The organism is Rhodothermus bifroesti (assembly GCF_017908595.1).
Taxonomy (GTDB): domain Bacteria; phylum Bacteroidota; class Rhodothermia; order Rhodothermales; family Rhodothermaceae; genus Rhodothermus; species Rhodothermus bifroesti.
In genome coordinates, this window is sequence record NZ_JAGKTL010000005.1 from 143959 (window position 1) to 167849 (window position 23891).

19 protein-coding genes are annotated in these 23891 nt (G+C 56.9%); 9 read left to right on the forward strand and 10 right to left on the reverse strand.

Annotation, left to right across the window (positions count from 1 at the left end; translation table 11 throughout):
* Positions 1-45 precede the first annotated feature (45 nt).
* From htpX to J8E65_RS11620, 3 genes are all read left to right on the forward strand, one after another.
* Positions 46-891 carry a zinc metalloprotease HtpX gene (htpX, locus tag J8E65_RS11610; RefSeq protein ID WP_210376240.1) on the forward strand — a complete coding sequence of 282 codons (846 nt, stop codon included), beginning with the start codon at positions 46-48 and terminating at the stop codon, positions 889-891.
* A gap of 70 nt (positions 892-961) precedes the next feature.
* A complete protein-coding gene (locus tag J8E65_RS11615) occupies positions 962-1552 on the forward strand; it encodes a thioredoxin family protein (protein WP_210376242.1) in 591 nt (196 codons plus the stop codon).
* Between the two features lie 13 nt (positions 1553-1565).
* On the forward strand, positions 1566-2996 hold the full coding sequence (locus J8E65_RS11620; protein WP_210376250.1) for a Na+/H+ antiporter NhaC family protein: 1431 nt from the start codon (positions 1566-1568) through the stop codon (positions 2994-2996).
* On the opposite strand, the gene J8E65_RS11625 is transcribed toward J8E65_RS11620, so the two are convergent.
* The 9 genes from J8E65_RS11625 to J8E65_RS11665 form a co-directional block, all read right to left on the reverse strand.
* Positions 2993-4096 (reverse strand): ABC transporter permease, encoded by a 1104-nt coding sequence (locus J8E65_RS11625; protein WP_210376252.1) that lies wholly within the window; start codon positions 4094-4096, stop codon positions 2993-2995. The two genes, J8E65_RS11620 and J8E65_RS11625, sit on opposite strands and share 4 nt — an antisense overlap.
* 7 nt (positions 4097-4103) lie before the next feature.
* Entirely contained in the window at positions 4104-5249 is a 1146-nt protein-coding gene (locus J8E65_RS11630; RefSeq protein WP_210376254.1) for an ABC transporter permease, read from the reverse strand.
* Positions 5250-5251: 2 nt separating this feature from the next.
* On the reverse strand, positions 5252-6190 hold the full coding sequence (locus tag J8E65_RS11635; protein ID WP_210376256.1) for an ABC transporter ATP-binding protein: 939 nt from the start codon (positions 6188-6190) through the stop codon (positions 5252-5254).
* A complete protein-coding gene (locus J8E65_RS11640; RefSeq protein WP_210376257.1) occupies positions 6187-7515 on the reverse strand; it encodes a TolC family protein in 1329 nt (442 codons plus the stop codon). Before J8E65_RS11640 ends, J8E65_RS11635 begins: the two co-directional genes overlap by 4 nt.
* A complete protein-coding gene (locus tag J8E65_RS11645; protein WP_210376259.1) occupies positions 7512-8453 on the reverse strand; it encodes an ABC transporter ATP-binding protein in 942 nt (313 codons plus the stop codon). The genes J8E65_RS11640 and J8E65_RS11645 overlap by 4 nt, the downstream gene beginning before the upstream one ends.
* A gap of 3 nt (positions 8454-8456) precedes the next feature.
* Entirely contained in the window at positions 8457-9422 is a 966-nt protein-coding gene (locus J8E65_RS11650) for an HlyD family secretion protein (protein ID WP_210376261.1), read from the reverse strand.
* Between the two features lie 9 nt (positions 9423-9431).
* On the reverse strand, positions 9432-10082 hold the full coding sequence (locus J8E65_RS11655; protein ID WP_210376268.1) for a TetR/AcrR family transcriptional regulator: 651 nt from the start codon (positions 10080-10082) through the stop codon (positions 9432-9434).
* Between the two features lie 149 nt (positions 10083-10231).
* Positions 10232-11887: a hypothetical protein gene (locus J8E65_RS11660; RefSeq protein WP_210376270.1), complete on the reverse strand. Its 1656-nt coding sequence runs from the start codon at positions 11885-11887 to the stop codon at positions 10232-10234.
* A 68-nt stretch (positions 11888-11955) separates the two neighbouring features.
* Positions 11956-13866: a hypothetical protein gene (locus J8E65_RS11665; protein WP_210376272.1), complete on the reverse strand. Its 1911-nt coding sequence runs from the start codon at positions 13864-13866 to the stop codon at positions 11956-11958.
* A gap of 479 nt (positions 13867-14345) precedes the next feature.
* Here J8E65_RS11665 and J8E65_RS11670 point away from each other — a divergent pair, with 479 nt between their 5' ends.
* Positions 14346-15674 carry an amylo-alpha-1,6-glucosidase gene (locus tag J8E65_RS11670; protein WP_210376274.1) on the forward strand — a complete coding sequence of 443 codons (1329 nt, stop codon included), beginning with the start codon at positions 14346-14348 and terminating at the stop codon, positions 15672-15674.
* Here J8E65_RS11670 and J8E65_RS11675 read toward each other — a convergent pair.
* Positions 15671-16822 carry a carbohydrate porin gene (locus tag J8E65_RS11675; RefSeq protein WP_210376276.1) on the reverse strand — a complete coding sequence of 384 codons (1152 nt, stop codon included), beginning with the start codon at positions 16820-16822 and terminating at the stop codon, positions 15671-15673. The two genes, J8E65_RS11670 and J8E65_RS11675, sit on opposite strands and share 4 nt — an antisense overlap.
* A gap of 219 nt (positions 16823-17041) precedes the next feature.
* Here J8E65_RS11675 and J8E65_RS11680 point away from each other — a divergent pair, with 219 nt between their 5' ends.
* The 5 genes from J8E65_RS11680 to J8E65_RS11700 all read left to right on the forward strand — a co-directional run bounded on the left by J8E65_RS11680 (position 17042) and on the right by J8E65_RS11700 (position 23841).
* Complete coding sequence (locus J8E65_RS11680; RefSeq protein WP_210376278.1) at positions 17042-17968, forward strand: ATP-binding cassette domain-containing protein; 927 nt, start codon at positions 17042-17044, stop codon at positions 17966-17968.
* A 15-nt stretch (positions 17969-17983) separates the two neighbouring features.
* Positions 17984-18691, forward strand: a complete 708-nt coding sequence (locus J8E65_RS11685; protein ID WP_210376280.1) for an ABC transporter permease — start codon at positions 17984-17986, stop codon at positions 18689-18691.
* A gap of 3 nt (positions 18692-18694) precedes the next feature.
* Positions 18695-20218 (forward strand): GldG family protein, encoded by a 1524-nt coding sequence (locus J8E65_RS11690; RefSeq protein WP_210376282.1) that lies wholly within the window; start codon positions 18695-18697, stop codon positions 20216-20218.
* Between the two features lie 19 nt (positions 20219-20237).
* Positions 20238-21146: a DUF4340 domain-containing protein gene (locus J8E65_RS11695; RefSeq protein WP_210376284.1), complete on the forward strand. Its 909-nt coding sequence runs from the start codon at positions 20238-20240 to the stop codon at positions 21144-21146.
* 100 nt (positions 21147-21246) lie between these two features.
* Positions 21247-23841 carry an amylo-alpha-1,6-glucosidase gene (locus tag J8E65_RS11700; RefSeq protein WP_210376286.1) on the forward strand — a complete coding sequence of 865 codons (2595 nt, stop codon included), beginning with the start codon at positions 21247-21249 and terminating at the stop codon, positions 23839-23841.
* Positions 23842-23891: the final 50 nt, after the last annotated feature.

The following is a 23891-nucleotide window of genomic DNA, read 5'->3' on the forward strand; positions in this document are numbered from 1 at the left end:
GGGGTGGTATCTGTCCCATTAACCCTTAACCTAGAAAACGAGGCTATGTCAAGTGGGCTGCGTACAGCGGCACTTATGGCCCTGCTGATTGTCCTTTTTGTGCTGATCGGCGAAGCGATTGGCGGGCAACAGGGCATGGTCATCGCTTTTTTCTTTGCAGTGGCGATGAACTTTTTCAGCTATTGGTTTAGCGACAAGATCGTACTCATGATGTACAGAGCTCGGGAGATTCAGCGCGAAGATGCGCCCGAGCTCTACGACATGGTCGATCGCTTGCGGCAGCGCGCTGGGCTTCCCATGCCCCGGGTGTATGTGATTCCTTCGGAGCAGCCAAACGCGTTTGCTACGGGGCGCAACCCAAAGCATAGCGCAGTTGCTGTTACGCAGGGCATTGTGCGTCTGCTTCAGCGGGAAGAGCTCGAAGGGGTGATTGCCCATGAGCTAGCGCACATCAAGCATCGAGATATCCTGATCTCTTCGATTGCGGCTACGCTGGCAGCAGCCATCACAATGCTGGCCCGTTTTGCCTTTTTCTTTGGACCAAGCAGCGATCGGGATCGTGGAGGGAATGCGCTGGCTGCCCTGCTGATGCTGATTCTGGCTCCGCTGGCGGCCATGCTTATTCAAATGGCCATCTCGCGGGCGCGTGAGTTTGCTGCCGACCGGGGCGGGGCACAAATTTGCGGCAAGCCGCGGGCACTGGCACAGGCACTGCAAAAGCTCGAGCAAGGCGTAGCCCATATCCCCATGGAAGAAGGCAATCCAGCCACAGCGCACATGTTCATTGTGCATCCGTTCAGTGGCGGGGGATTCGCTCGCCTGTTTTCGACACATCCCCCCACGGAAGAGCGTATCCGTCGCTTGCTTGAACTGGAGCGTACCGGTTTCTAAGCAGGACCTCTGAAGGCGGCCGGATGCTTCCGGCCGCTTTTTCTTGGAAAGGCAAACGTTCACGAGGCGTATGGCGCTGACCTATTCGCAGGAAATTGCCCTAGGCACAGAAGCTCCCCCTTTTGAGCTGCCTGTGGTCAATCCTGAAGCTGATGGCTTAAATAAACCGACGCGCAGCTTAGAAGATTTTGCCGATGCGCGCGTTTTGGTAGTGGTGTTTACGTGCAACCATTGCCCCTACGCGCAGCACATTGAATCGGCGCTTATCGAGCTGGCCCGTGCTTATGCTCACAAAGGCGTGCGCTTTGTCGCAATTAACGCGAACGATCCCACGCAGTATCCAGAGGACGCGCCCGAAGAGATGGCGCGACGAGCGCGCGCCAAGGGCTATCCATTCCCTTACTTGTTTGACGAAACCCAAGAAGTGGCCAAAGCCTATGGGGCGCTCTGCACCCCCGATCTATACGTGTTTGATGCGCAGCGACGACTGGTCTACCATGGCCGGTTCGACGACACGCGCCCCGGCCAGGGCCGTCCAGCAACCGGAGCAGACCTCACGCGGGCTATTGATGAACTACTAGCGACAGGAACCGTAACAGGTCCGCAATACCCTTCCATGGGCTGCAACATTAAGTGGCGGCCCGCGAGCGCACCTCGCTAAGCCGATGCCAAGTATGGATGGCTTAGTGCTGCTTCCACCGGTAGTGGCTATCGTCCTGGCCCTGTGGACGCGCGAAGTATACCTGTCGCTGCTCATCGGTCTCTGGCTAGGAACCACCCTGCTGGAAGGGGGCAATCCCCTAGAAGGCCTGCGGCGCTTGGGCGACGAGGTAGTGGCCGTGTTTGCCGATGCCGGCAATACGCGGGTAGTGATTTTCTGTCTGTTGGTGGGTGGATTGGTGGCGTTGGTTCAGGCTTCAGGAGGCGTACAAGGCTTTATTGCTTGGGCGCAGCGACGCGGCTGGGGCGCGACGCGGCGCAGCGCTGAGTTGCTGGCATGGAGCGTAGGTATGCTGATCTTTGTGGAATCCAGCATTACTTCGCTAGTGACAGGAGCCGTAGGGCGCCCCTTTTTCGACCAGTTACGGCTACCGCGGGAAAAGCTGGCATTTTACTGCGATGCTACGAGTGCGCCGGTGTGCATGATGATTCCGCTTAACGGCTGGGGTGCTTACGTGTTAGGATTACTGGCCGCTCAAGGGATTACCACCGGTGCCGTTGGTTTATTGGCTCATAGCCTGCTGTACAACGTTTTTTGCTGGCTAATCATTGTGTTTGCGCTCTTTTTGGCCTGGACAGGCTGGGGGTTTGGGCCGATGCGAAAGGCCGAGCAGCGCGCAGCCGCTACTGGACAGGTGCTGCGTCCAGGCGCTCGTCCCCTCATGGCTGAAGAGGTAGCTGGAATGACACCCGTAGAAAATGCCCCTTGCCACGCCCGGGATTTCCTGATACCATTGGCCGTGATGGTAGGGATGATTTTTGTAGGGCTCTGGGCGACAGGTCAAGGAAACCTGATGGCTGGTAGTGGATCAACCGCGGTTTTCTGGGCCGTGTCGGTAGCCATGGCAGTCGCTATGGGCCTGTATGCGCTGCCAAGACCGCTGGGGGGAGGACGACCGGTGCTTTCGCTAACGCAAGGAATGAGCATTGCCCTACGCGGCATGGGGGGATTGGTAGGCGTTACGGTGCTGGTCGTCTTGGCGTTTGCGCTAGGACAGGTGTCTCGGGCACTGGAGATGGGGCCCTACTTGGTTGGACTTATTCATCCCGATTGGCCCGTATGGTGGCTGCCCGCATTGGTGTTTCTGATCGGTTGCTTTGTGTCGTTCACCCTTGGTTCTTCCTGGGCAACGTTTGCTATGCTGATACCTGTAGCACTGCCTCTAGCAGAAGGACTGGGACTACCCCTGCCGCTCATGCTGGGCGCCGTGCTCTCCGGGGGCGTTTTTGGCGACTACGCTTCGCCGCTCTCGGACACGACCATCATCTCTTCCATGGCGGCTGCCTGCGATCACGTGGACCACGTCAACACGCAACTCCCCTATGCCTTACTGATCGGAGGCATTGCACTGGTTGTTTTCCTGGTATTGGGTGCCCTGGGTTAATAGAGCTGGCGACGGAAGCGCCAAGCACTCAGGCCAAAAAGCAACAAACCCAGCACAAGTAGCGCCAGCATTTCATCCCATAGCACATGGAGGCCCACACCCTTTAGGAAAATCCCGCGCACAATGACAAGAAAGTAGCGCAAAGGCACGACCGTCGTAGCAGCCCGGATCACGGGAGGCATGCTCTCGATTGGAAATACAAAACCGGAAAGGATAATCATGGGCATAATTGCAAAGAACCCAGCGCCAATAAGCGCTTGCTGCTGCGTGCGGCTCAGTGTGGAAATGAGCAGGCCCAGACCTAGCGTGTTGAGCAAAAACAGAATAGCACAGCCAAAAAGAAGAGGAATGCTTCCGCGCAGTGGCACCTGAAACCACAGTGTGGCTACAAGCACCACCAGCAGTACATCCAACAGCCCAATCAGCAGAAACGGCACGAGTTTGCCCAAAAGCACGGTTGACGGTCGCAGAGGCGTCACCAGCAATTGTTCTAAAGTGCCCATCTCTTTCTCTTTGACCAGCGCCAGGGCTGTCAGCACAGTAGTCATCACGGTCAAGAGCAAGCCTACAAGACCTGGAATAATGAACCAGCGGCTCGAAAGCGCGGGGTTAAACCACACGCGCATTTCAGCTACTACGCCTTGGGATCCTAAGGTAGGGCGCTCACTTTCTAGGTAGTGCCGGATGATTTGGGTAGCATAGTTCATTGCCACGGTAGCCGTATTCGATTCGCTGCCATCCACCAGCAGTTGTACCGAAGCTGGGGTGCCGCGTGCAACGGCTTCTTCAAAATCGGGCGGAAAGACCAGCGCCAGGGTAGCGCGGCCACGGTCCAGCCAATCGCCCACACGAGACGGGTCAGGTTCATAGCCAGCCAGCTTGAAGTATTCACTGGCCATGAGCCGATCAACCAGGCCGCGGCTCGTTGCCGAGGGTACGGGATCGCACACCACTACAGGTACGCGGCGTACATCTAGGTTAGCTGCATAGCCCAGCAGGATAAGCTGCACTATAGGGGGCATAATCAGCAGGAACAGCATGCGCGGATCGCGCCGCAGCTGCTGAAATTCTTTCTGTAGAAAAGCTACAATCCGATACATATGCTGCTTAGAGCAGGTGGTGAAACAGCCGACGCAGTCGCAAGCTGCTTAGCGTGAGCGTCAGCACTGCAAAAGCAAGGAGCAAGAGCACCTCAGGCCAAAACACGGCCAGTCCTGTTCCTTTAAGCATGACCCCGCGCAATGCGGTTAGAAAATAGCGTGCAGGCACCAGGTAGGTGATGGCCTGAATAACCGGGGGCATGTTGTAAATCGGAAAGACAAAGCCTGATAAAATGAACGTGGGCAGGAGTGTGCTGAGGATGGCGATCTGGAAGGCGACCTGCTGGCTAGAAGCAATGGTGGAAATCAACAGCCCTTGGCCTAGTCCGGCGAGTAAATACAGCACAACCACAAGGGCCAGCACAGCAGGCGTCCCCCGTACCGACACGTTAAACAAGATCTGGCTCACCAGCAGGATGAGCCCCGTTGCACCAATAGCTACCAGCAAATAGGGCAGCGTTTTGCCCAGCACCAGCTGATACGGCTTGAGTGGTGCCAGCACGAGCTGTTCCATCGTGCCCCGCTCGCGCTCACGTGTGACCGAAAGCGACGTAGCAATCACCGTGGTGACCATCAGCAAAAAAGCAATCAGTCCAGGCACCAGAAATCGGGCGCTTTGCAGCTCAGGATTGTACCAGATGCGGGCTTCTACCGAAACGGCAAAGGCAGGCAGACGCTGCCCGTAGTGCAGCGCGCGTTCTAGCAGCACCTGCCTACTAAAAGCTTGAATGATCGCTTCGGCATAGCCTGTAACGGCCGAAGCGATGGTCGCGTTGGTGCCGTCGATCAGCAACTGGACAGGTGCCGCTTGACCAGCCTGAAGCCGCTTTTCGAAGTCTGAAGGAATAACCAGACCAACCCGTATGGCTTCTTGGTCAATGAGGCGCGTTAACTCCCTGGGATCGTCTGCCTGCACGGCCAGGTCGAAGTACTCCGTCAGATTAAAGCGGCGGATGAGTTCCCGACTGGCTGCTGAGCGATCCTGATCGCATACGCCTATGGCCAGATGGCGCACGTCGAACGTCAGGGCATAGCCAAATAGAATAAGCAAGAACGCTGGCAAGACCAGCAGCATCCCTAGCGAGATGGGATCCCGCCGAATCTGGATGAACTCTTTAACGAACAGGGTGGCAATCAGACGGAAAGCGCGCATGGCTAAGCTTCGGCAGGAGGATGCTCGATCAGGTGGATAAAGACGTCTTCGAGGCTGGGTACAATAGGTCGGATCGAGGTGACCGATACGCCAGCCTCGCGTAGTCGGTTAAGGAGCGCTTCAGGTGCAAGCGAAGTGTCTTGGAGTGTGCAGTGGAGGCGACTGCCAAAAACCGTAGCCTCAAAGACTTCGGGCATGCAGCGCAGGTGTTCCAGCGCTTGGATCAGGGGGACAGCCTCCAGCTCGTAGAGTGGTCGCGTTAGGTAGCGGTTTTTGAGGACTTCTGGTGCACCTAAGGCAATTAGGCGTCCATTATGCATTAGCCCCAGGCGGTTGCAGTATTCGGCCTCGTCCAGATAGTGCGTTGTAACCAGCACGGCGGCGCCTTCTGCTGCCAATTCAGCAATCAGGTCCCAAAAGTGTCGCCGAGCAAGGGGATCGACGCCACTGGTGGGTTCATCTAGAAAGACCACTTGGGGATGATGAAGCAAGGCGCCGGCAAGGGCTAAGCGTTGACGCCAGCCGGTGGGCAGTGTGCGCACGAGCCGATGGGCTTGATCGCCTAGCCCTACGCGGGCCAGGGTGTCGCGGATGCGGGCCTTGAGCTGCGCCCCTTTGAGTCCGTAAGCTGCCCCAAAGAAAAGCAGATTTTCGATGCCGGTTAGGTCCTCATAAAGCGAAAAACGCTGAGCCATGTAGCCGATGGCTTGGCGAACCCGATAGGGTTCGCGCTTGATGTCAAAGCCTGCCACATAGGCGGTGCCTTCGGAAGGCGCAAGCAGGCCACAGAGCATGCGAATGGTGGTTGACTTACCCGCGCCATTGGCGCCAAGAAAGCCAAAAATTTCGCCTGCTTCGACCTGAAACGTCACGTGATCAACGGCTACAAAGGCGCCAAAGCGGCGCGTAAGACCACGCACATCGATGGTCGGTGTGCTCATGGCTCCAGGGTGAGGCTGCCAGTGGTGTAGCGAAGGGCTAGCCAGGCTCGGGTATAAGCAAGCTGCGCTTGAATTTCCTGAAGGTGTGCTTGGGTTAGTGCAGTTTCGGCATCAAGCAGGTCGCTGCTGGCGAGCAGTCCCTGAGCAAACTGATCACGCGCCACGTTGTAGCGGGCTTGGGCCTGACGGACCAGCAGGCGGGTCATCTTGAGTCGTTCGTAGGCCTGCCCCACTTCGAGCCGTGCTTGCTCCAAGGCTATGTCCAAATCGCGCAGCGCCTGCTCGATTTGTGCTTCGGCCTGGCGACGGTGTGCCGCAGCTTCGGCTACCTGGTGGCGCGTGCGCAGCCCGTTCCACAGCGTTAACGTGAGCGATAGTCCTACTTCCCAGGTACCTTCGAAGCGATCTTGCAGTGGAATGATGCGCGGGTTAGGACGGGCATAGAGGTAGCGTCCTACCAGAGCTAGCTGCGGCCACCAAGCTGCACGGGCAACCAACTGGGCTGCATTGGCCTGGGCCACCCTCAGGCGCAGCGCCTCAAGGTCTGGCCGCCTGCGGAGTGCTAGGTCACGCAGGCTGTCGAGCGAAGGCACAGGCTGGTAGGCGGTGTCCGGCTGCTCAAGGAGCGCAAGTGGCGTTTCTAAGGGGAGGCCGATGAGGCTGTTGAGCGTAACGGTGGCCAGCTTAAGGTACTCCTGCTGCCGTAGCCTATCCAAACGCGCCTGTTCAAGAGCGACTTGAACTTCCAGCACTTGACTTTCGAGCAGCAAGCCTTGGGCTTGCCGGTTACGGGCATCTTGCAAGTGCGCCTCCAGTCGCCGAATGTTTTCTTCGGCGGCACGAGTCAGCGCTTCCGCTTCCACACGTTGCCAATAGGCTGCGGCAATGCGGTAGGCGAGCGCTTCGCGCCGGGCCTGGCGTTGCGCTTGCGCTTCAGCCGCCCCGAAGGCCGCGGCTTGTGTCTGAGCCCGAAGCCTCCCACCCTGAAATAGCGGCTGCTCAAGCGTCAGCTGAAGCTGATACTGGTTGGGAATATTTGGGGTGATCTCGATCGGCTCTGCACCCGGTAGCGGCAGGGTGATGGCAAAAGGTGTAATTTCACTGAGCCGATGGTAGGTGCTGGAAAACTGCACCCTGGGCTGAAAGGCCGATTGGGCCTGTTTGAAGCGCGCTCTGGCTGCCTCGAGGGCTGCTTCGGCCGCAGCTAGATCGGGATGCGTCTGAAACCCGCGCTTTAGAGCTTCAGTCAGCGTGAGCGCGACCGGCTGTGCTTGGGCTAGGGTTGCCAGACTCCAGCACAACATCCAAAAAAAGGGACGTTTCATCGTTTATCGTCGATTAACTTTTGTTCTTCTTGTAGCAAATAGGCCAGAAAGACGTTTTCCAGCGTAGGGGCTATGGGTTGGCAGGCGCTTAGGCGTACACTACCGTCACTTTCCAGGCGGTGGCAAAGTCCTTCCAGCGCTGTCTCGCTGTCAAGCAGCAGGTGAATGCGGTTACCTATGAGCTGCACGCGATGAGGCTCGAGCCAGGAGCGCAATCGCCGAGCTGCCTCACGTATGGGGGTAGCTGTTAGCTCAAAAAGGCGTCCGGGTAGGGCAGCCCGCAACGCCTGGGGTGTATCGAGAGCCAGCAGGTGGCCGTGATGCATCAGCCCTACGCGTTGGCAGCGTTCCGCTTCATCCAGGTAAGGTGTGGCGAGCACAATGGTTAGCCCTTCTTGCTGAAACTGGACAAGGAGCTGCCAAAACTGGCGTCGGGCAACTGGATCGACACCGGTCGTAGGCTCGTCGAGCAAAAGCAGCCGTGGGCGATAGACCAGGGTGCAGATGAGCGCCAGTTTTTGTTTCATGCCGCCCGAGAGGTGTTCGGCCAGCCGATGCCGAAATGGCGCCAGGCCGGTCATTTCCAGCAGTTGTTCCTGCCAGGTGCGTTCGGCTTCGGTTCCGTGCATCCGAGCGAAGAAGCGGAGGTTTTCTGCTACGGTGAGGTCAGCGTAGAGCGAAAAACGCTGGGACATGTAACCGATGTAGGGACGAATGTGGGGGGCCTTATGGGCCAGGTCATGACCCAAGACACGTACGACACCCTCGTCGGGCTGTGCAATTCCGGCCAAAAGGCGTAGCAGTGTGGTTTTACCTGCACCGTCGGGACCCACGAGCCCGAACATTTCCCCTTCGCGAACCTCCAGGGAGACGCTGTGCAAGGCCGTGATCGTGCCAAAGCGTTTGGTAACCCTGTGGACTTCAATAGGCGTTGCCATAGCTCAGCGGACAGGTTGCACCGTGGCGTCGGCTGGAAGGCCAGGCTTCAGCTGTCCTTCAGGGTTAGGCAGCGTTACTTTGATGCGGAAAACGAGTCGCGTGCGGTCCTCTTTGGTTTGGACGTTGCGTGGTGTAAACTCGGCCTCTGAGGCGATGTAGGTAACACGGCCTTCAAAAGTGCGATTAGGCCAGCTGTCAACGCGTACCGTGACGGGCTGGCCATACTGCACCACACCGATAAGCGGCTCAGGAAGGTAAAGCTGCACGTAAACAGTGTCGAGTTGCATCAGCGTTAGGAGCACCGAACCAGGGCCAGCAAACTCTCCCACCTCGGCTACGCGCCGGCTCACAATGCCATTGATCGGTGCTTGGAGGCAAGCGTCGTTGAGCTGTCGACGGAGCAGATCGCGTCGGGCTTCGGCCTGCGCTACGTGGGCTTGGGCTACAGCCAACTCTTCCGGGCGCGTCAGGTGTTGCAGCTTACGCAAATAGGCTTGGGCAGCCCGGTATTCGGCTTCAGCCAGCCGAAGCTGCAGCTGAGCATCTTCGAGCTGGCGGTCGGTAGCACTATGCTGGGCGTGCAGTACCTCAAGACGAGAAGCATCGCGCTGAGCCTGCGCCAAGCGCATAGCAGCTTGTTGCAGGCGCGCCTCGGCCTGTGCTAGGTCTTCTGGGCGGGCACCGGCTTTAAGGAGCTTGAGCTGAGCTTGAGCTGCAGCCAGGTCGGCTTCGGCTTGGCGCAATTGCAAGACCAGCGAGGCTGTGTCTTGGCATACAAGAGGTTGGCCGCGGCGGACGCGGTCGCCTTCGTCTACAAAAAAGCGCACAATCTCACCAGTAGTGCGCGCAGCCAGTTGGACTTCGGTAGCTTCGATGGTACCGGAGACCTCAAGCGTTTCGGGATGGGCAGCCCGGCATCCGACCAATAAGCCACCCATCAGCAGCACAGAAAGCAAATATGTACGCATAGCAGCCGTTTAGTGGTTGGCATCCTTTGCACTCAGCGTGTTGATTACGCCTCGAAACTCAAGGCGAGCTTCGTCGGTCAGCACTCCTTCAAAAAACAGTCGAATCAGCATGTGGATAAGCTCTGGGAGCGTATAGGGCAGCTGCATCAGTACCGCAGGGGTGACTAAGCGTTCGGCAGTCGCTAGAAAACTGCGGAGCATGAGCTCTGCCGGCACATCGGTGCGCACCATTCCGGAGGCCTGTCCTTCTGCGAGCGCCCCACCTAAAAAACGGGTGATGGCTTCGGCGCGAAAGCGCTCGGTTTCGGCCCAAACTTCAGGTAGAAAACGGGACAAGTCTTCCAAAAAAGGGCGTTCTAGCTGTCGGAGGCGATGAGCCGCTTCACCAAAAGCACGGGCCAGACGCTCTGGTAAAGGAAGGCTTGGATGGTGAAAAATGCTTTCTAGCGCCTCGTAAACCTCTTGGCGAAACTTTTCCATAATGGCCGCTGCCAAAGCCGCCTTGTTGGGGAAGTGTTGGTAAAGCGTCTTTTTGCTTATGCCAAGCTCGCGGGCCAGGGCATCCATGGTTACGCGGGCATAGCCTTCCTGGAAAAAGCGTTGCCGTGCAGCTTCCAGAATGCGTTGGTGCAAGGTTAGTGTTTCTGGATTGGAAACCATGGAAACTAAAAATGTTTTTTTAGTTTCCAAAAAGATATCCTTTTGAGAACAGGTTGTCAATCCTTAGGGCCGATAAAGAATAGATGAAGTCGTCCTATGGGCTTGCTTCCTACCATGCGGGGCAGACCTGGGGTCTGCCCCGCATAGATTTACCAAGAGCGGCTGTAGTGTAGCATAACCAGGCTTTCGGTAAAGCCTGCGCCGCTGCGCCAGAGTTTGCGCAGCTGGTGGTTGAGACCGATTGTACCGCCGTAAGGGGTAGGTAGCTGATAGGTTAGGCCCCAGCGGATGCCCATTTGGGTGCGTGAAGCGACATCGCGAATGCGTGACAGGCTAAGGCTGGCTTGGCCGTTAAGGTTAGAGCGGAGGGGATAGCGGACCGACTCGGCGAGTGTCAAAAAGCGGGTGCGCCATGCAGCAGTTTGGGTGTGGGTATAACTAAGGCTGCTGCTTAGACTAAGCCGTGAAGGGGCCTGATAGGTGTGCAGAAGCAAGAAGGTGTGGGTTTGGTTGCGCTGCGTTTGCGTTTGGAAAAACGTGCGGTCTTGGGAATCCTGAAGCGTGTAGCCGATGCTTATGGTGTGCATGTGTGCACCGCGGCTGTAGAGCAAGCGCGGCGTGAGGGAAAACTGCTGCGCAATGTTGCGCAGGCGGAGGGTATCGGCCTGCGGTTCTAGGGTTAAGCCGTAGTTGCTGTAGGAGGCATCTAAGCCAAAGCGCTGCACAGGTTGCCAGGAGAGGTCGATGGCGCCGATCGTGCGCTTCGACGTAGCCAGGCGTGTGTTGCGTAGGTTGTTTTGACGCAAGCCTCCGCGCAAACGTACACTAAGCCGGCGTGCAAAAAGCCGAAAGCTGGGTGAGGCGCTCAGCTCAAACACGTCATTTTGCAGGTATGGCTGGCCAAGCGTCACAAAGCCGGGGCCGATCCAGCGCCCTTCGAGCTGCAGGCTAAAATCTTGACTCGGTGAGACCAACAGGCTGGCGCGTGCAGCACCGTCGAGGTTAGAGGAATACCTAGGGGTAAAAAGCCAGGCGGGCAGGTTCAAATCGAGCGTTTCGCTTCGCAAGTCACTGGTAAAGGCACTGAGCGCCACTTCCGACTGGAGGCGCACGTACCGGCTGACGCTCAGGCCCCAGCTAAGGGAAGCGACGGTATTCTCATAGGCGGGCAGCGTGTAGGTGTTGTAGGACAGGCGCTGGCCGCGTGTGGTGTCGTCTTTCTGATGCGTGAGCGTGAACAGTAGCTCTCCGCCACGGGTCTGAAAACCAAGCTGTGCTGCCCATAGCCTGCGCGCATAGGCGCCTGCAAAGCCCCGCTCAAGATCGGCTTCCTGAGCCAACTGGCTTTGGCCGTAGAGCAACGCCAGGCGGAGCGCGCCTGGCGTGGCCACGGCGCCGACACCGCGAATGCGTAGCGATCCTAGGCTTAATGCCGAGAGCGGCTGACTAAAAGAACCCAAATGCAGCTGCAGCCAATCCCCGATACGGGGACTTACGCCAAATTGGTTAAAGGATTGCAGTCCGATAGGACTCGGTCCTTGAAAGCGCTGCCCTTGGTTACTCAGGTAAAACTCAAAAGGAAGCGAAAGCCACGGACCAAGGTGCAAGGTAGGGCGCACGATGAGCCGCGCCGTCCAATCAGGGCGATAGGCTTGTGTGGGCGCCTGTCCACTTGCGGTGTAGGCTTCAGTAGTTGCGCTAATTGAGCCTTCAAGACGCACAGGCGTCTGCGCCTGAAGCGGCAGTGTGATGGCCCAAAGTGCTATAAGTCCAAAAGAAGGTTTCCAGTTCATAACGGACGCCATGCTGCAGGCTTTAGGGGAGCCTAGGCTCCCCTAAAGCACGGTTTTGATTCGACGGGTTCAGGTTACTGTTACTCTGTGATCAGCTTAACGACGGCGCTAATGACCGTTGCACGCTGCCTAGGCCATTGGAAAATGACCGCATCGTTTTCGGTCATCCCAATAACACCTATGGTGGGATTCTGGGGATCTCCTGTAGGGAGCCAGCAGATCACCACACCATCGTCCGCTTCGTCGAGAGCGGTTGCTTGCTGTAGGTTGAAGGGGGGCGTGGGGGGAGCACATTTGGCGTTGGGTGGGCATTCTTCAGGAGACTGGCCGCCTATAGGTGGCTGGTTCCCTGTTGGTGCTTGACGAAAGTCGGGCAGGCCCACTTCGCTGGGTTTGGGAAGAAGAACGCCACGCCCTTGACCCTGTTGGGGGGGTGCCTGCCGGGTTACAGCCCCCAGTGTTTTGCCGCTAGCGCGTCCAGCACCGCTGGCAACAGCTTGGTTCAGCACGTAGCCAGTGTACCTTGCGGTTGCTATAGAGGCATCCCCTTCCAGTGTAGGAAGGTCACACACTGGTGGATTTTCACCCTCAAGTTCGAGGTCTAAAAGCGGTATGAAAATGCTTGTGGGGATGAACGTGCCGATAATACCTACAGGGTGCCCTGGGGCTTCGTAAATCATCAACCTTCCCCCTGGTGCTTCCTGTGTGCCGTTTCGCCGTTCGACAGTAATAGCCCCTTCCTTACCCGCATTGTAGGCGATTTGCCTGGCGGCCTCAAAGGGTTGATCCGTCCATCCCACCAGTACGGCTGGCTGCGTGCTGTCTGGGGACAGACGATAAGCGTAGTAGCCCCCACGAGGATCAGAACCTATTGCTGGCATTTGATCTGGAGTTGCTCCAGCAATCAGGTGAGCATCGACTACTAGGGTATCGGTTGGGGCTTGCTGTTGTCCAAGAAGGAGGGCCAGCTGCTCAGCCGTGAGCGTTTGAGGCATACGCAGCCGAAGCCTATAGAGCACAGGGCGCTTGCTTTGAGGGGGAAGGGAAGCTACAAGCTTCACTGGGCGGCCGGCTAGCAGCGCTTCGTAAGGAACTTCCCACGCTAGCAGGTCAAAGGCAGGAGGTGCAAAGGAAGTGTCGCTCGTGGCTGTGGCCTCAACACGAGCTAAAGAGAAGGTCGCCAATGCACTTAGGCCATGGTTGCGTCCGTAGGGTTGGCCATTCATCAAGGCTTGTACTTGCCAGACAAAGGCCTGTGCATCAGCAAATTGGCCTAAGTCAGGGTCTGAAGGAAGATATTGGTAACTGGTAGCAGACGTCTCGTGTTGGAAAAGCAGTGGATTGGCCTGCAAAGCCTGATCTGGAGATTGGTTGGCAAAAACAGGCTTGATAATAAGCCGGTAGGTAGTACCTGGGAGCTGGGGCGTCGTGGGGGTCCACTGAAACAGCGGTAGGCTTTGCGTAGGATGGATCACCGCTCCGTCGGCAGGTGAAAGCAGTTGGGGCGGATCAGGCAAGATGACCGAAAGCTGACCACAAGGCTCGGTTTGTCCTAGGCGTTGGCCTTTGGCATCAAGTACTTGTAGGCAGAGCTGATAGCCGCCCTCGGGCAAGGTGCCGCTGGTAGCGACGCGACTGACCCAAGTGCGGTCGTAGTCTAAAGCCTCTGGATTGATCAGCTCGCGCCACGAGAAGCTGCGCGTTTCTCCAGGTTCTAGGCTAAAGCGCGGCTGCGCCCGATGCCCCTCAACAATCGACGCTAGCCGGCGTCCATCTTCCCACTCAAGGTAGCCAGCTATGTGCAATTGCTCTAAGGGTGTCGGGGTAGTGTTGCTAATAAAAATGCGAATGAGCGCCTCGTTATGCTCCCATTCACTCAGAGAAGCCGGCATTTGATGGGCAAACGGGAGTTCCAGCTGGATGCGAACTTGGGCCTGGGCAAACCAAGGAGCGAGCAATAAGCAGCCCCAAAAGAGACCTTTCTTGCTCATACATGCTGCTTTTTACGTTAAACCTCAGAGAAGCATTCCATAAGCTGTGTACATGAGAAAATTACAAACTGTATGCCAAGCCTGGGATAAGATGCTTTATTTTAAAATGTAAAGGGTTGTGCGCAAGGAAAAAGGGGATACTGTTACCGCTTTGCACAAAAGTGGTAGGGTCGCTAGCCCAGTACTTCGGGACCGTGAAAGAGGCAAATCACAGCCGTAGGGTTTCGGATGGCGCGGAGCGTTCTTTTGCGCTATGATGGAGCGGAGGGGCTCGGAGACATTGCTGTCGCAGGCTATAGGGGTAGTAAGCCCTGCTTCAAACCATCGCGTGGGGACAGGTAGAAAAAAGTGAGCTCCATGCCTATACAAAATTTGGGATAGGTATCGTTTTTGCAAGGGGAAACGAATCGCAAACACAGCCGTTAAGAGGAACCGTTGATTTTTAGGGGTTAACACATTGGCCTGGCTAGCGTTAGTCCATGTCTGCTGCCATTGATGCCGAAGCGCTTCTTGAACAAGCCAAGGCAGTACTTCGAGCAAACGACGTCGAGGGGATTTTCATCAAACCTGGCACGTACCAATATCCGCATCAGTGGAACTGGGATGCTGCATTGGTAGCCCTCGGGCTGAGCCATTTTGATCGACCACGTGCTGAGCAGGAAATCCGTTCGCTGCTAAAAGCTCAGTGGAAAGATGGTATGCTGCCGCACGTGGTCTATCATAATGGGGCCTCAGACTACTTCCCTACACCGGACTTTTGGCAGATTGAACGCAGTCCGAATGCCCCCAATGGGTTGCTGACCTCAGGCATTGTGCAGCCCCCGATTTTGGCCACATGCGTACGCCTGATGCATGAGCGGGCTAAAGACCGTAAGGCGTCGCTGGCTTTTGTACGAGAAGTTTATCCTGCCTTGCATCGTTGGCATCGCTGGTTGCGTGCAGCACGTGACCCGGAAAATACCGGTCTCGTAGCCATTGTACATCCCTGGGAATCTGGCACAGACAACGCTGCCCGCTTTGTGGAGCCGATGATTCGCGTGATTCCTAGCCGGGTTCCTCCGTATCAGCGGAAAGACTTTCTGCATGTGCGCGAAGACGAGCGCCCAATTCAAGCTGAATACCAACGCTTTGTGTATCTGATTGACCTGTTTCGGCAATGGAACTACGATCAGGAGACGATCTATGCCCGCTCGCCATTTTTGGTGCAAGACACCCTTTTTAATGCCCTAATGTATCGGGCGCAGTATGACCTGCGGATGCTGGCCCGTGAATTAGGAGAGCCTACAGAAGAGCTTGACGAGTGGTTAGCCACAACCCGATATGCCTATAACGCGCGGCTATGGAGCGAAGCACATGGACTGTATTTTGCCTATGACCTGCGTGGCCAACGCTTGCTTCAGGAAAACGGATGCGCAACTTTTATCGCCCTCTTTGCTGGTCTGGCCAGTGAGCACCAGGCCCGGCGGTTGGTCGAAGAGCACCTGCTGAATCCGGAAGAGTATGCGCCTAACGGTACCCGTTACTTCGTGCCGTCTCAAGCCAAGAACAACTTGTTTTTTGAGCCGCGACGTTACTGGCGTGGTCCCGTTTGGATTCTGATCAACTGGATGGTTTCCGAAGGCTTGCGGCGCTACGGTTACCACGAACTGGCCGAAACAATCCGGCAGCATAGCCTGGAGCTGGTTCAACGATCTGGCTTTATGGAGTACTATGATCCCCGCGACGGCACCGGCTGTGGGGCTAGCGGTTTTTCTTGGACCGCTGCGCTGACGATCGAAATGCTGGCTGAAACAATGATGCCAGCTTAAGGATGCCAAAGAAGCCGAACACCACCAGCCAGTAAGCTGCCTGGAAGGGTATCGGGCTGATGAACCCACTGCAGATCAAATTGAAGGTGTAGCCTAGCGCTAAAATGCCATAGGTAAGTGCCTTCGACCACCCACTCTGTAGCATTTGTTTTACCCTGGGAGAGGTTGTAGTGTGGGCTGTGGTGTACGGCGGCAAGGCCAATGCCCATGTGATCCTCCGGGCGGATCCATCCTTTTGCGCTGAGCCCACCCCCTGTGTAATACGCAAATCGGTTAACCCGCGGGTCGGCTATGCCTATACGCAAAAAAAACCACACTGCTTGAGGCATTTTCTCCGTGAGCCGTGCCTCGCCCAGCACGTACGCACCGGCGTTGCCTCGCTGGCGACCTGCATCGAGTCGCTCAAACCGTGCCGTGTAATACCAAAGACCGAAGGCTACCTTAGGCGCATCGTCTACTTCGGTCAGTCGGCTTGTTAGGTGCCAAGCCGGGTCAGTAAGGTGCTTAGGGTGAAACCCCACTTCGGCCACCAGCAACAAGCCATCGTTCGCTCCAAAGCGAATATGTGTGCCTGCCGGATGCCTAGGATCGCCGGGCACGCCGTCAAGCACGGCAAGCTGGCCATAAACCCTAGGGGTGAACATCGTGCGCAAACGTATTCCAAGCGAGGTAATAGGAAAAATCGAAGGACCCTGGGGGCGGCTTTGGGCCAGCTCTGGACCTGTACCGAACGAACTGTTTAGAAAAAGCCCTGCGGTCGACAGGACGTCAAACTCACTACTCAGGTCGTACAATCCGGCCAAAACCGAAAGACGCTTGGCCGCTGCGAGGTATTCCACAAACGCCTCGTACAGACGCCATGAAGCGGGCGCCTCGATATTGCTGAGCGTTTGCACAACCCCTAAGGATTCACTCAGGGATTTACCTTGGGTCCCCAAACCATAGAGGAAAACTGTTGTCTGCGGGCTTAGTCGAAGCGTCAGCATCACGTCCACCTTATCCCTCCAGGCCAGATGTGGCCGGGCGCCGCTGAGGGGAGACCAGAGCTCAATGGTATAAGCAAGCCCTAAAGCAGCCGACGAACGATGCGTGTCGGCCGTGGCAATCCATAGGTTTGACAAAATAAACGCTAGAATGGAAAATGTCATGTTTAAAAAATGTATCCTTTCAAGTTTAGTTTAAGCTAAAATACACTTCTTAGATTTGGGTTGCAACCTGGTAGGGTTCAAAGTGCTACACTGTTGACTCTTGCGGCTTGCACAATAAAAAGCGGGTTTGCGTCGTTGGGGTCAGCGGAACTTTTGGGGTGCCAAAAGAAATAGAGGCCGCGTCGGTTTTCTGGCGATCAGAAGCAAGCCCAGGCATCCATGATCGAGGTCCGTGAACTGACAAAACGCTATGGGTCGGAGCTCGCTGTGGATCGCATTTCTTTTTCGGTGCGTGCAGGTGAGGTGGTGGGTTTTTTAGGACCCAATGGTGCGGGCAAGACGACCACCATGAAGGTGATCACCTGCTATCTTCCCCCGACCGAAGGCACCGTCTTTGTAGATGGGCTGGACGTGCGTCGAGATAGCCTGGCCATTCGCCGGAAGATTGGCTATCTGCCCGAGAACACGCCGTTGTATCCCGACATGGTCACTTACGACTACCTGGAGTTTGTGGCGGCCATGCGGGGATTGGAAGGCGCAGCGCGGCGTCGGCGTTTGGCTGAGGTGGTCGAGGTTTGTGGTTTGGGCGAGGTGTTGCATAAACGTATCGAGACGCTATCTAAAGGCTATCGCCAGCGTGTAGGTCTTGCCCAGGCGATGGTGCACGATCCGCCCATTTTGATTTTAGATGAGCCGACTTCTGGTCTGGATCCGAACCAGATTGTAGAGATCCGAACGCTGATCAAGACGCTGGGGCGTGAAAAGACCGTTATCCTGTCAACGCACATTTTGCCTGAGGTGCAGGCTTCCTGCGATCGGGTGCTGATCATCCATCGCGGTCGCATTGTGGCCGATGGAACGCCCGATGCGTTGCAGTTGGCCCATGGCGGTCAACGCCTTCTGTTTGGCGTGTTTGCCCCAGAGCCTGAAGTGCGGGCGGCGTTAGAACGGATTGACGGTGTGCGGGTGGAGGAGGTACGCTCAGAAAGCGATGGGTCGCTGCTGCTGCGCCTTGGCACTGAGGGTCAGCGTGACCTGCGACCGGAGCTGTTTCAACTGGCTGTCGACCGCGGTTGGAAGCTCACCGAGCTGCACCGTGAACGGGTCGATTTGGAAGAAGTCTTCCGTCAACTCACCATGAATTAAGCTGCACGCAGGGCCATGCGGGAAGTCTGGATTCTCACCCGAAGAGAACTGCGCGCTTTTTTCGATAGTCCGTCGGCCTACATTGTACTCAGTGTATTTTTGTTGATTACCGGCTGGTTTTTTGGTAGCAGCCTGTTTGTAGAAAACGTGGCTTCGCTGCAGTCGGTGTTTGACCTGGCGCCTGTTCTCTTCATGTTCTTTATCCCGGCCTTGACCATGGGCACGTTTGCTGAAGAACGCCGGGCAGGTACGATCGAGCTGCTCCTGACGCTGCCTGTGCGCGATGGGCAGGTCATCGCAGCCAAATTGCTTGCAGTGCTGCTCATGCTGCTCGTAGCCCTGGGGCTGACGGGGTTTTATGGGCTAACGATTGCGTTACTGGGCGACCCCGACAACGGCGCCACGCTGGGGGGCTACATCGGCCTTGGGCTGCTGGGACTGGCATGCAGCGCCTTGGGGCTGCTTGCCTCGAGCCTAACGCGTAACCAGATCGTGGCCTTTATCTTAGGGTTTGCGATGATCTTTGGACTCTATTTGATGGACAAGGTCACGATCTTTGCCCCAGGCTGGCTGGCGCCAGTGCTTGAGTACCTGAGCATCGATTTTCATTACCGTAACCTGATGCGCGGCGTCATCGATTCGCGCGACGTGCTCTACTATCTGTCGTTGACCACGTTTGCTGCTTTGCTGACAGCCTACCACCTGGCACGACGTCCAGAATAAGCCATGCAACGGAACTGGACCACGCGTACCGCGCTGCTTTTGGCCGGACTGATTCTGATTGCGCTGAATCTGGTGGGATTGAACGTGTTTTTCCGGCTGGACTTGACCGACGAGAAGGTCTACTCGCTTGCCAAAGCCTCGATTGAAACGGTGCGCGCGCTCGACGACCCGGTGACTGTACGCGTTTACTTTACGGCGGATCTGCCTGCTCCCTACAGCAGCAACCGGCGCTTGCTGCGCGATAAGCTGGATGAATACCGCGCCTACGGGGGTAACAAATTCCAGTATCGATTTATCGACCCGGGCGCTGACGAATCCCTCCAGCAAGAAGCAGCCCGCTACGGTATTCCCCCGGTCCAAGTGCAGGTGATCGAAAATGACAACCTGCAAATCAAAAATGCCTACATGGGACTGGTTGTCGAATACGGGGGCAAGCGGGAGACAATCCCTGTCGTTGCGGATTTAGCGATGCTGGAGTATGACCTTACCAGTGCAATCCGGAAGCTCACACGCGAGCGACTGCCTGTAGCGGGCTTGCTGACGGGGCATGGAGAAACGAGCCGCTCGGCGATGGAGACTTTCTGGCGCGCCTTGGAACGCAACTATGAGGTGCAGCTGGTGAGCGTGCGCGACAGCGTACTTGACGCTCGGCCCGACGTGCTGCTTATTATTGCGCCTACGGATTCTTTTCCCCAGCCACACCTCAAAGCGATCGATCGCTACCTGATGGAAGGAGGGCGCCTGGGCGTCTTGCTCAACCGGGTCAGCGCCAATTTGCAGTTTGGGTTTGCCAACGAGCTGCAAACCGGACTTGAAGACTTGTTGGCCCACTATGGCGCCGTCATCCGGCCCGACCTGGTCCTGGACCGCCAAAGCTCAATCGTTACCGTGCAACGCACCATAGGTATTTTTCGGGTAACGCAGGCAGTAGCATATCCATTCTTTCCAATTGCCACGCGATTTGATCCAGAACATCCCATCGTGAATCGTCTGCGCGAGGTGTACTTTTACTTTGTGAGCTCTATCGACACCAGCGCGGCTGTTCCCAAAGGCGTCGAACGCGTGCCCTTGGCCTATTCCTCAGTCCAAAGCACCACGCAGCAAGGCTTTTTTATGATTCAGCCTATGATGCTTCCAGAGCCTGACTTTGGGGATGGTCCTTACGTGCTGGCCGTGGCACTGCATGGCGCGTTGCCCAGCGCCTATGACAGTACACGCACAGCGCAATCGGCACGACTGGTTGTTGTAGGGGATGGCGACTTGGTTAACGAGCAACTCTATGCGGGCCAACTTCCCCCGGGTAACCTAGCCTTTGTATTAAACCTTGTCGACTGGCTTGGGCAAGACGAAGCATTGCTGGCGATTCGGACCAAGTCGATTGCTCCACGGATGCTTGAGTCGGTCAGCGACAGCCTGAAACCTTGGATTAAGTATGCCAACATCCTGGGGCCAGTGGTGCTGGTGGTGCTCGTTGGCCTAGTGCGTTGGCGCATGCGCCGGCAGCGCCACATGGTTCTTACCGCATAAACCTGTTGCCTGGAACGCCATGCTTAGGAAAAATCCGATCCTTACGCTTTCAGCTATCCTCGTGGTGCTGCTGCTCCTTGCATGGCTCACCGGAGCCTTCAGGCGTAATCCTTCGACGCTACGGCTGCCGCAGCTAGCGGTAAAAACCGAAGACGTGGTGCGCTTGCGGATTGAGCATCCGGGGCGCGATCCAGTAGTGCTTGAGCGTAGCGCAGCGGGGTGGCAATTGACCGCTCCCTTGCGCTATCCAGCCGATTCTTTGTTAGCGGCACGCTTTGTCGAAGATCTCTCCAAGACCACGCTGGAAAGCGTAGTATCCACCAATCCCGAGCGCTACGCCCACTTCGGCGTGACCGATACCAGCGCCGTTCGGCTTGTTGTCTATCGGCAACAGGGCGACTCACTACGCTTTTTTTGGGGCCATACGGGGCCCGATTTTGACAGCCGCTACGTGCGCCTGGCCACCGATGCGCGTATTTTCTTAGCGCGAACGAACCTGAGTTTTCCTGAAGAACTGGACCGGTGGCGCGACAAGACCGTAGTGCGCATTCCAGCAGCTCAGATTGAAGCCCTTGAAGTAGCGCAGCAAGGGCAGCGTTACGGTGTGCGTCGCACGGATGCGGGTTGGGCTTTGTTGCGGGATGGAGCATCGCTCGCAGCCGATTCGGCTGCAGCTGCGCGCTGGGCAAGCCAGTTTGGTCCGCTGCGTGCGGATGGCTTTATGACGGTTTCGGCCGACTCCGTACGCCAGGCCGCGCAGGCCGTGCTTACGCTCCGCCTGTCGGGTAGCACGCCCCAGGTACTCTACTTCTTGGAGCGCCCCGATGGCTGGGCCGTGGTGCGCAACGGCGACAGCGTCGTTTTTCGTCTATATGCCTACCGCCGCAGTCAACTCTTGCCCGAAGTCACCTCCCTGCAAGCCAAGTAGCCCTAAGGGTTCGACGTTTTCCCCTGGTAAGCGCTTGCATTTTGAGCCTGCCCAGTGCTTACTTTCTGGGCAGGCTTTTTTGTGGTTTTGGGAAGCAACCATGCAACGCAAAAGCTATAGGTTAGGGCTCTGGAGCCTAATGCTACCGCTTATGGCTATGGCCCAGACAACGGCAGAGTTAGTACCCCGTTTTGAGCCTCCGGCAAGTCGGCTGCTCCTGGAGCGGCCTACCCAATTTGGCGCGTTTGTGGATGTGGTCGGACGGCGTGCAGCATTGCTGGGCTATGAGCACCGATCCTTTGAAGCGTGGGTCTATCCGCTCAAAATCCTTCGGGATTTACGCCTAGACTTTGCCATCGCCGACTACCCTATACCCCTAAGTGGCGAGGAAACGCTCTCCTATATTGAGGTGCGGCCTGAGGCAACTGTGCTCACCTATAGCCACGCTGCCTTTACCGTGCGGCAGCTGCTCTACGCACCGCTCAATGAGCCCGGCCTCATCATGCTGTTTGATGTGCAGACAGTGCGGCCGCTGACCATCGAGGTATCGTTTCGACCAGATTTGCGGCTGATGTGGCCTGCCGGACTGATGACCGGTTATCTGGGATGGAACGAAACAGGTCGCTACTACACGATCACCGAAGAAACCCACCGCTTTGCAGGGGTGATCGGCTCCCCGCTAGCACAGGACGTTTCTGTACAACCCTATCAAGAAGAGCCTAAGGACCTCCCGAACCGCTTTCGCCTAGAGGTGACACCGGACTTAGCACGCAAGTATTACGTTCCCGTTGTGGTTACGGGTAGCATAGAAGGCGTAGAGGATGCCCTGGCCGTCTACCGGCGATTGCTAACGCAGGCCGAAAGCTATTACCGCCAAAACGTGGCCCACTACGAACGCTTACTGGAACAAGCGCTGCAGCTGGAAACGCCGGACCCTAAGCTCAATGTTGCCTACCAGTGGGCGCTCATTGGCATTGACAAAGGACTGGCAACCAATCCGCAGCTGGGCACGGGGTTGATTGCAGGCTTTCGCACTGCAGGCAACAGCGAACGACCAGGTTTTGCGTGGTTTTTTGGCCGTGATGCGCTTTGGACAGTGCTAGCGACAACTGCTGTTGGCAATTATGAGACTACGCGCACTGCGTTGGACTTTCTGCGCCGCTTTCAGCGTGAAGACGGCAAAATCCCCCATGAAATTGCGCAAAGCGCAGCGCTGCTCGACTGGTTTGAAGCTTATCCGTACCCTTGGGCCTCGGCCGATGCCACGCCGCTGTTTATTGTAGCCCATGCGGATTACTGGCAGGCGAGTGGAGACCTGGAATATATCCGTCAACACTGGGAAGCGCTGCTCAAGGCTTATCGCTTTACAGCAGCGACCGACACCGACGGCAACGACTTGGTGGAAAACACCCAGGTGGGTCACGGATGGGTAGAAGGCGGCCTGCTCTATCCACCGCATGAAGAGCTCTATCAACAGGGCGTTTGGTTGGCCGCACTCGAGGGGATGGAAGCCATGGCAATAGCCTTGGGTGAAACAGAACTTGCGGCAGAAGTCCGCCAGCGGGCACAGGCTCTACGTGCAGCTATTGAGCGTACGTATTGGCTAGAAGATGCAGGTTTTTATGCCTTTGCTACCTGGAAGCCTCAAGCTGACGCAGCCCCCGAGCTGCTTCGGGAAAACACCGTGCTGCAGGCTGTACCGCTTTGGTGGCGGCTGCTTCGTCCGGAACGGGCCCGACGGGCCCTGGAGCACCTGGGCAGTGCGGCACTAGCAACCGACTGGGGAACCCGCATCCTCTCCAATGCCAGCCCACGCTACGATCCGCTTTCTTACCACCATGGATCGGTATGGCCTTTGTTTACAGGCTGGGCAGCTCTGGCAGCCTACCGCTACGAGAAACCACATATCGGCTACCAGGCCCTTATGGCCAACGCCCTCCTGACGTTTCAAGGAGCCTTAGGCTACATAACCGAATTGCTCTCGGGCGATTTTAACCGTGACTTTGGGCGCTCTTCGCATCACCAGATCTGGTCCGAGGCCATGGTCATTACCCCCCTGGTACGTGGACTGCTGGGACTGGAGGTGCGCGAAGGGGGGCACCTATTGCACTTTGCCCCCCAACTCCCGGCAGTGTGGGACACCGTTACGCTGCGGCATGTGCCGGTAGGCCGAGATCGGTATGCGATAACCCTCTGGCGTCAGGAAGAGCGCTTTCACGTTCGCGTTCTTCCCGAAGGGGAAGCCGCACCAATTGCACTTGAGCTAGCTCCAGCTTTTCCGCTAGATGCACGCGTGCAGGCAGTGACGGTCAACGGCCAGCCTGCTGCGTTTGCCGTACGTCAGGAAGGGGACGTGTTGCGTGTGGCTATCCGCACCGTGGTTGGCGGTCCGGTAGAAGTTACCTATACCCTAACACCCGGCACCGACGTCTATGTAGCCCCTACCCCATTGGTACCGGGTATGGAAAACAAGGGTTTACGCGTACTTCGGGTGCGGGCGGCTGCAGAGACCCTGGAGCTCGTCGTCGAAGGCCGCGCTGGGCGTACCTACACGGTCCAGGTACGCACACCGCGGCGACTCCAAGCAGTGGAAGGGGTGAAGCTTGAGAAAACCGCCGATGGCTATCTCCTCCAGGTGGCGTTTCCGAACGGCGACGGCTATCAGCGCCGCGTGCTGCACCTGCCGCTCAATTGAGCGATGACGCAGGGGCGAAACGTTTTTATTTTTCAAAGGTATCGCCCTTA

Bases quoted from the DNA above. Each gene is read 5' to 3' on its own strand.
- J8E65_RS11685 (WP_210376280.1), top strand. From the start codon at position 17,984: ATGCGGGAAGTCTGGATTCTCACCCGAAGAGAACTGCGCGCTTTTTTC.
- J8E65_RS11675 (WP_210376276.1), bottom strand. From the start codon at position 16,822: ATGACATTTTCCATTCTAGCGTTTATTTTGTCAAACCTATGGATTGCC.
- J8E65_RS11670 (WP_210376274.1), top strand. From the start codon at position 14,346: ATGTCTGCTGCCATTGATGCCGAAGCGCTTCTTGAACAAGCCAAGGCA.
- J8E65_RS11615 (WP_210376242.1), top strand. From the start codon at position 962: ATGGCGCTGACCTATTCGCAGGAAATTGCCCTAGGCACAGAAGCTCCC.
- J8E65_RS11680 (WP_210376278.1), top strand. From the start codon at position 17,042: ATGATCGAGGTCCGTGAACTGACAAAACGCTATGGGTCGGAGCTCGCT.
- J8E65_RS11650 (WP_210376261.1), bottom strand. From the start codon at position 9,422: ATGCGTACATATTTGCTTTCTGTGCTGCTGATGGGTGGCTTATTGGTC.
- J8E65_RS11645 (WP_210376259.1), bottom strand. From the start codon at position 8,453: ATGGCAACGCCTATTGAAGTCCACAGGGTTACCAAACGCTTTGGCACG.
- J8E65_RS11700 (WP_210376286.1), top strand. From the start codon at position 21,247: ATGCAACGCAAAAGCTATAGGTTAGGGCTCTGGAGCCTAATGCTACCG.
- J8E65_RS11625 (WP_210376252.1), bottom strand. From the start codon at position 4,096: ATGTATCGGATTGTAGCTTTTCTACAGAAAGAATTTCAGCAGCTGCGG.
- J8E65_RS11665 (WP_210376272.1), bottom strand. From the start codon at position 13,866: ATGAGCAAGAAAGGTCTCTTTTGGGGCTGCTTATTGCTCGCTCCTTGG.
- J8E65_RS11635 (WP_210376256.1), bottom strand. From the start codon at position 6,190: ATGAGCACACCGACCATCGATGTGCGTGGTCTTACGCGCCGCTTTGGC.
- J8E65_RS11630 (WP_210376254.1), bottom strand. From the start codon at position 5,249: ATGCGCGCTTTCCGTCTGATTGCCACCCTGTTCGTTAAAGAGTTCATC.
- J8E65_RS11655 (WP_210376268.1), bottom strand. From the start codon at position 10,082: ATGGTTTCCAATCCAGAAACACTAACCTTGCACCAACGCATTCTGGAA.
- J8E65_RS11660 (WP_210376270.1), bottom strand. From the start codon at position 11,887: ATGGCGTCCGTTATGAACTGGAAACCTTCTTTTGGACTTATAGCACTT.
- J8E65_RS11620 (WP_210376250.1), top strand. From the start codon at position 1,566: ATGGATGGCTTAGTGCTGCTTCCACCGGTAGTGGCTATCGTCCTGGCC.
- J8E65_RS11695 (WP_210376284.1), top strand. From the start codon at position 20,238: ATGCTTAGGAAAAATCCGATCCTTACGCTTTCAGCTATCCTCGTGGTG.
- J8E65_RS11640 (WP_210376257.1), bottom strand. From the start codon at position 7,515: ATGAAACGTCCCTTTTTTTGGATGTTGTGCTGGAGTCTGGCAACCCTA.
- J8E65_RS11690 (WP_210376282.1), top strand. From the start codon at position 18,695: ATGCAACGGAACTGGACCACGCGTACCGCGCTGCTTTTGGCCGGACTG.
- htpX (WP_210376240.1), top strand. From the start codon at position 46: ATGTCAAGTGGGCTGCGTACAGCGGCACTTATGGCCCTGCTGATTGTC.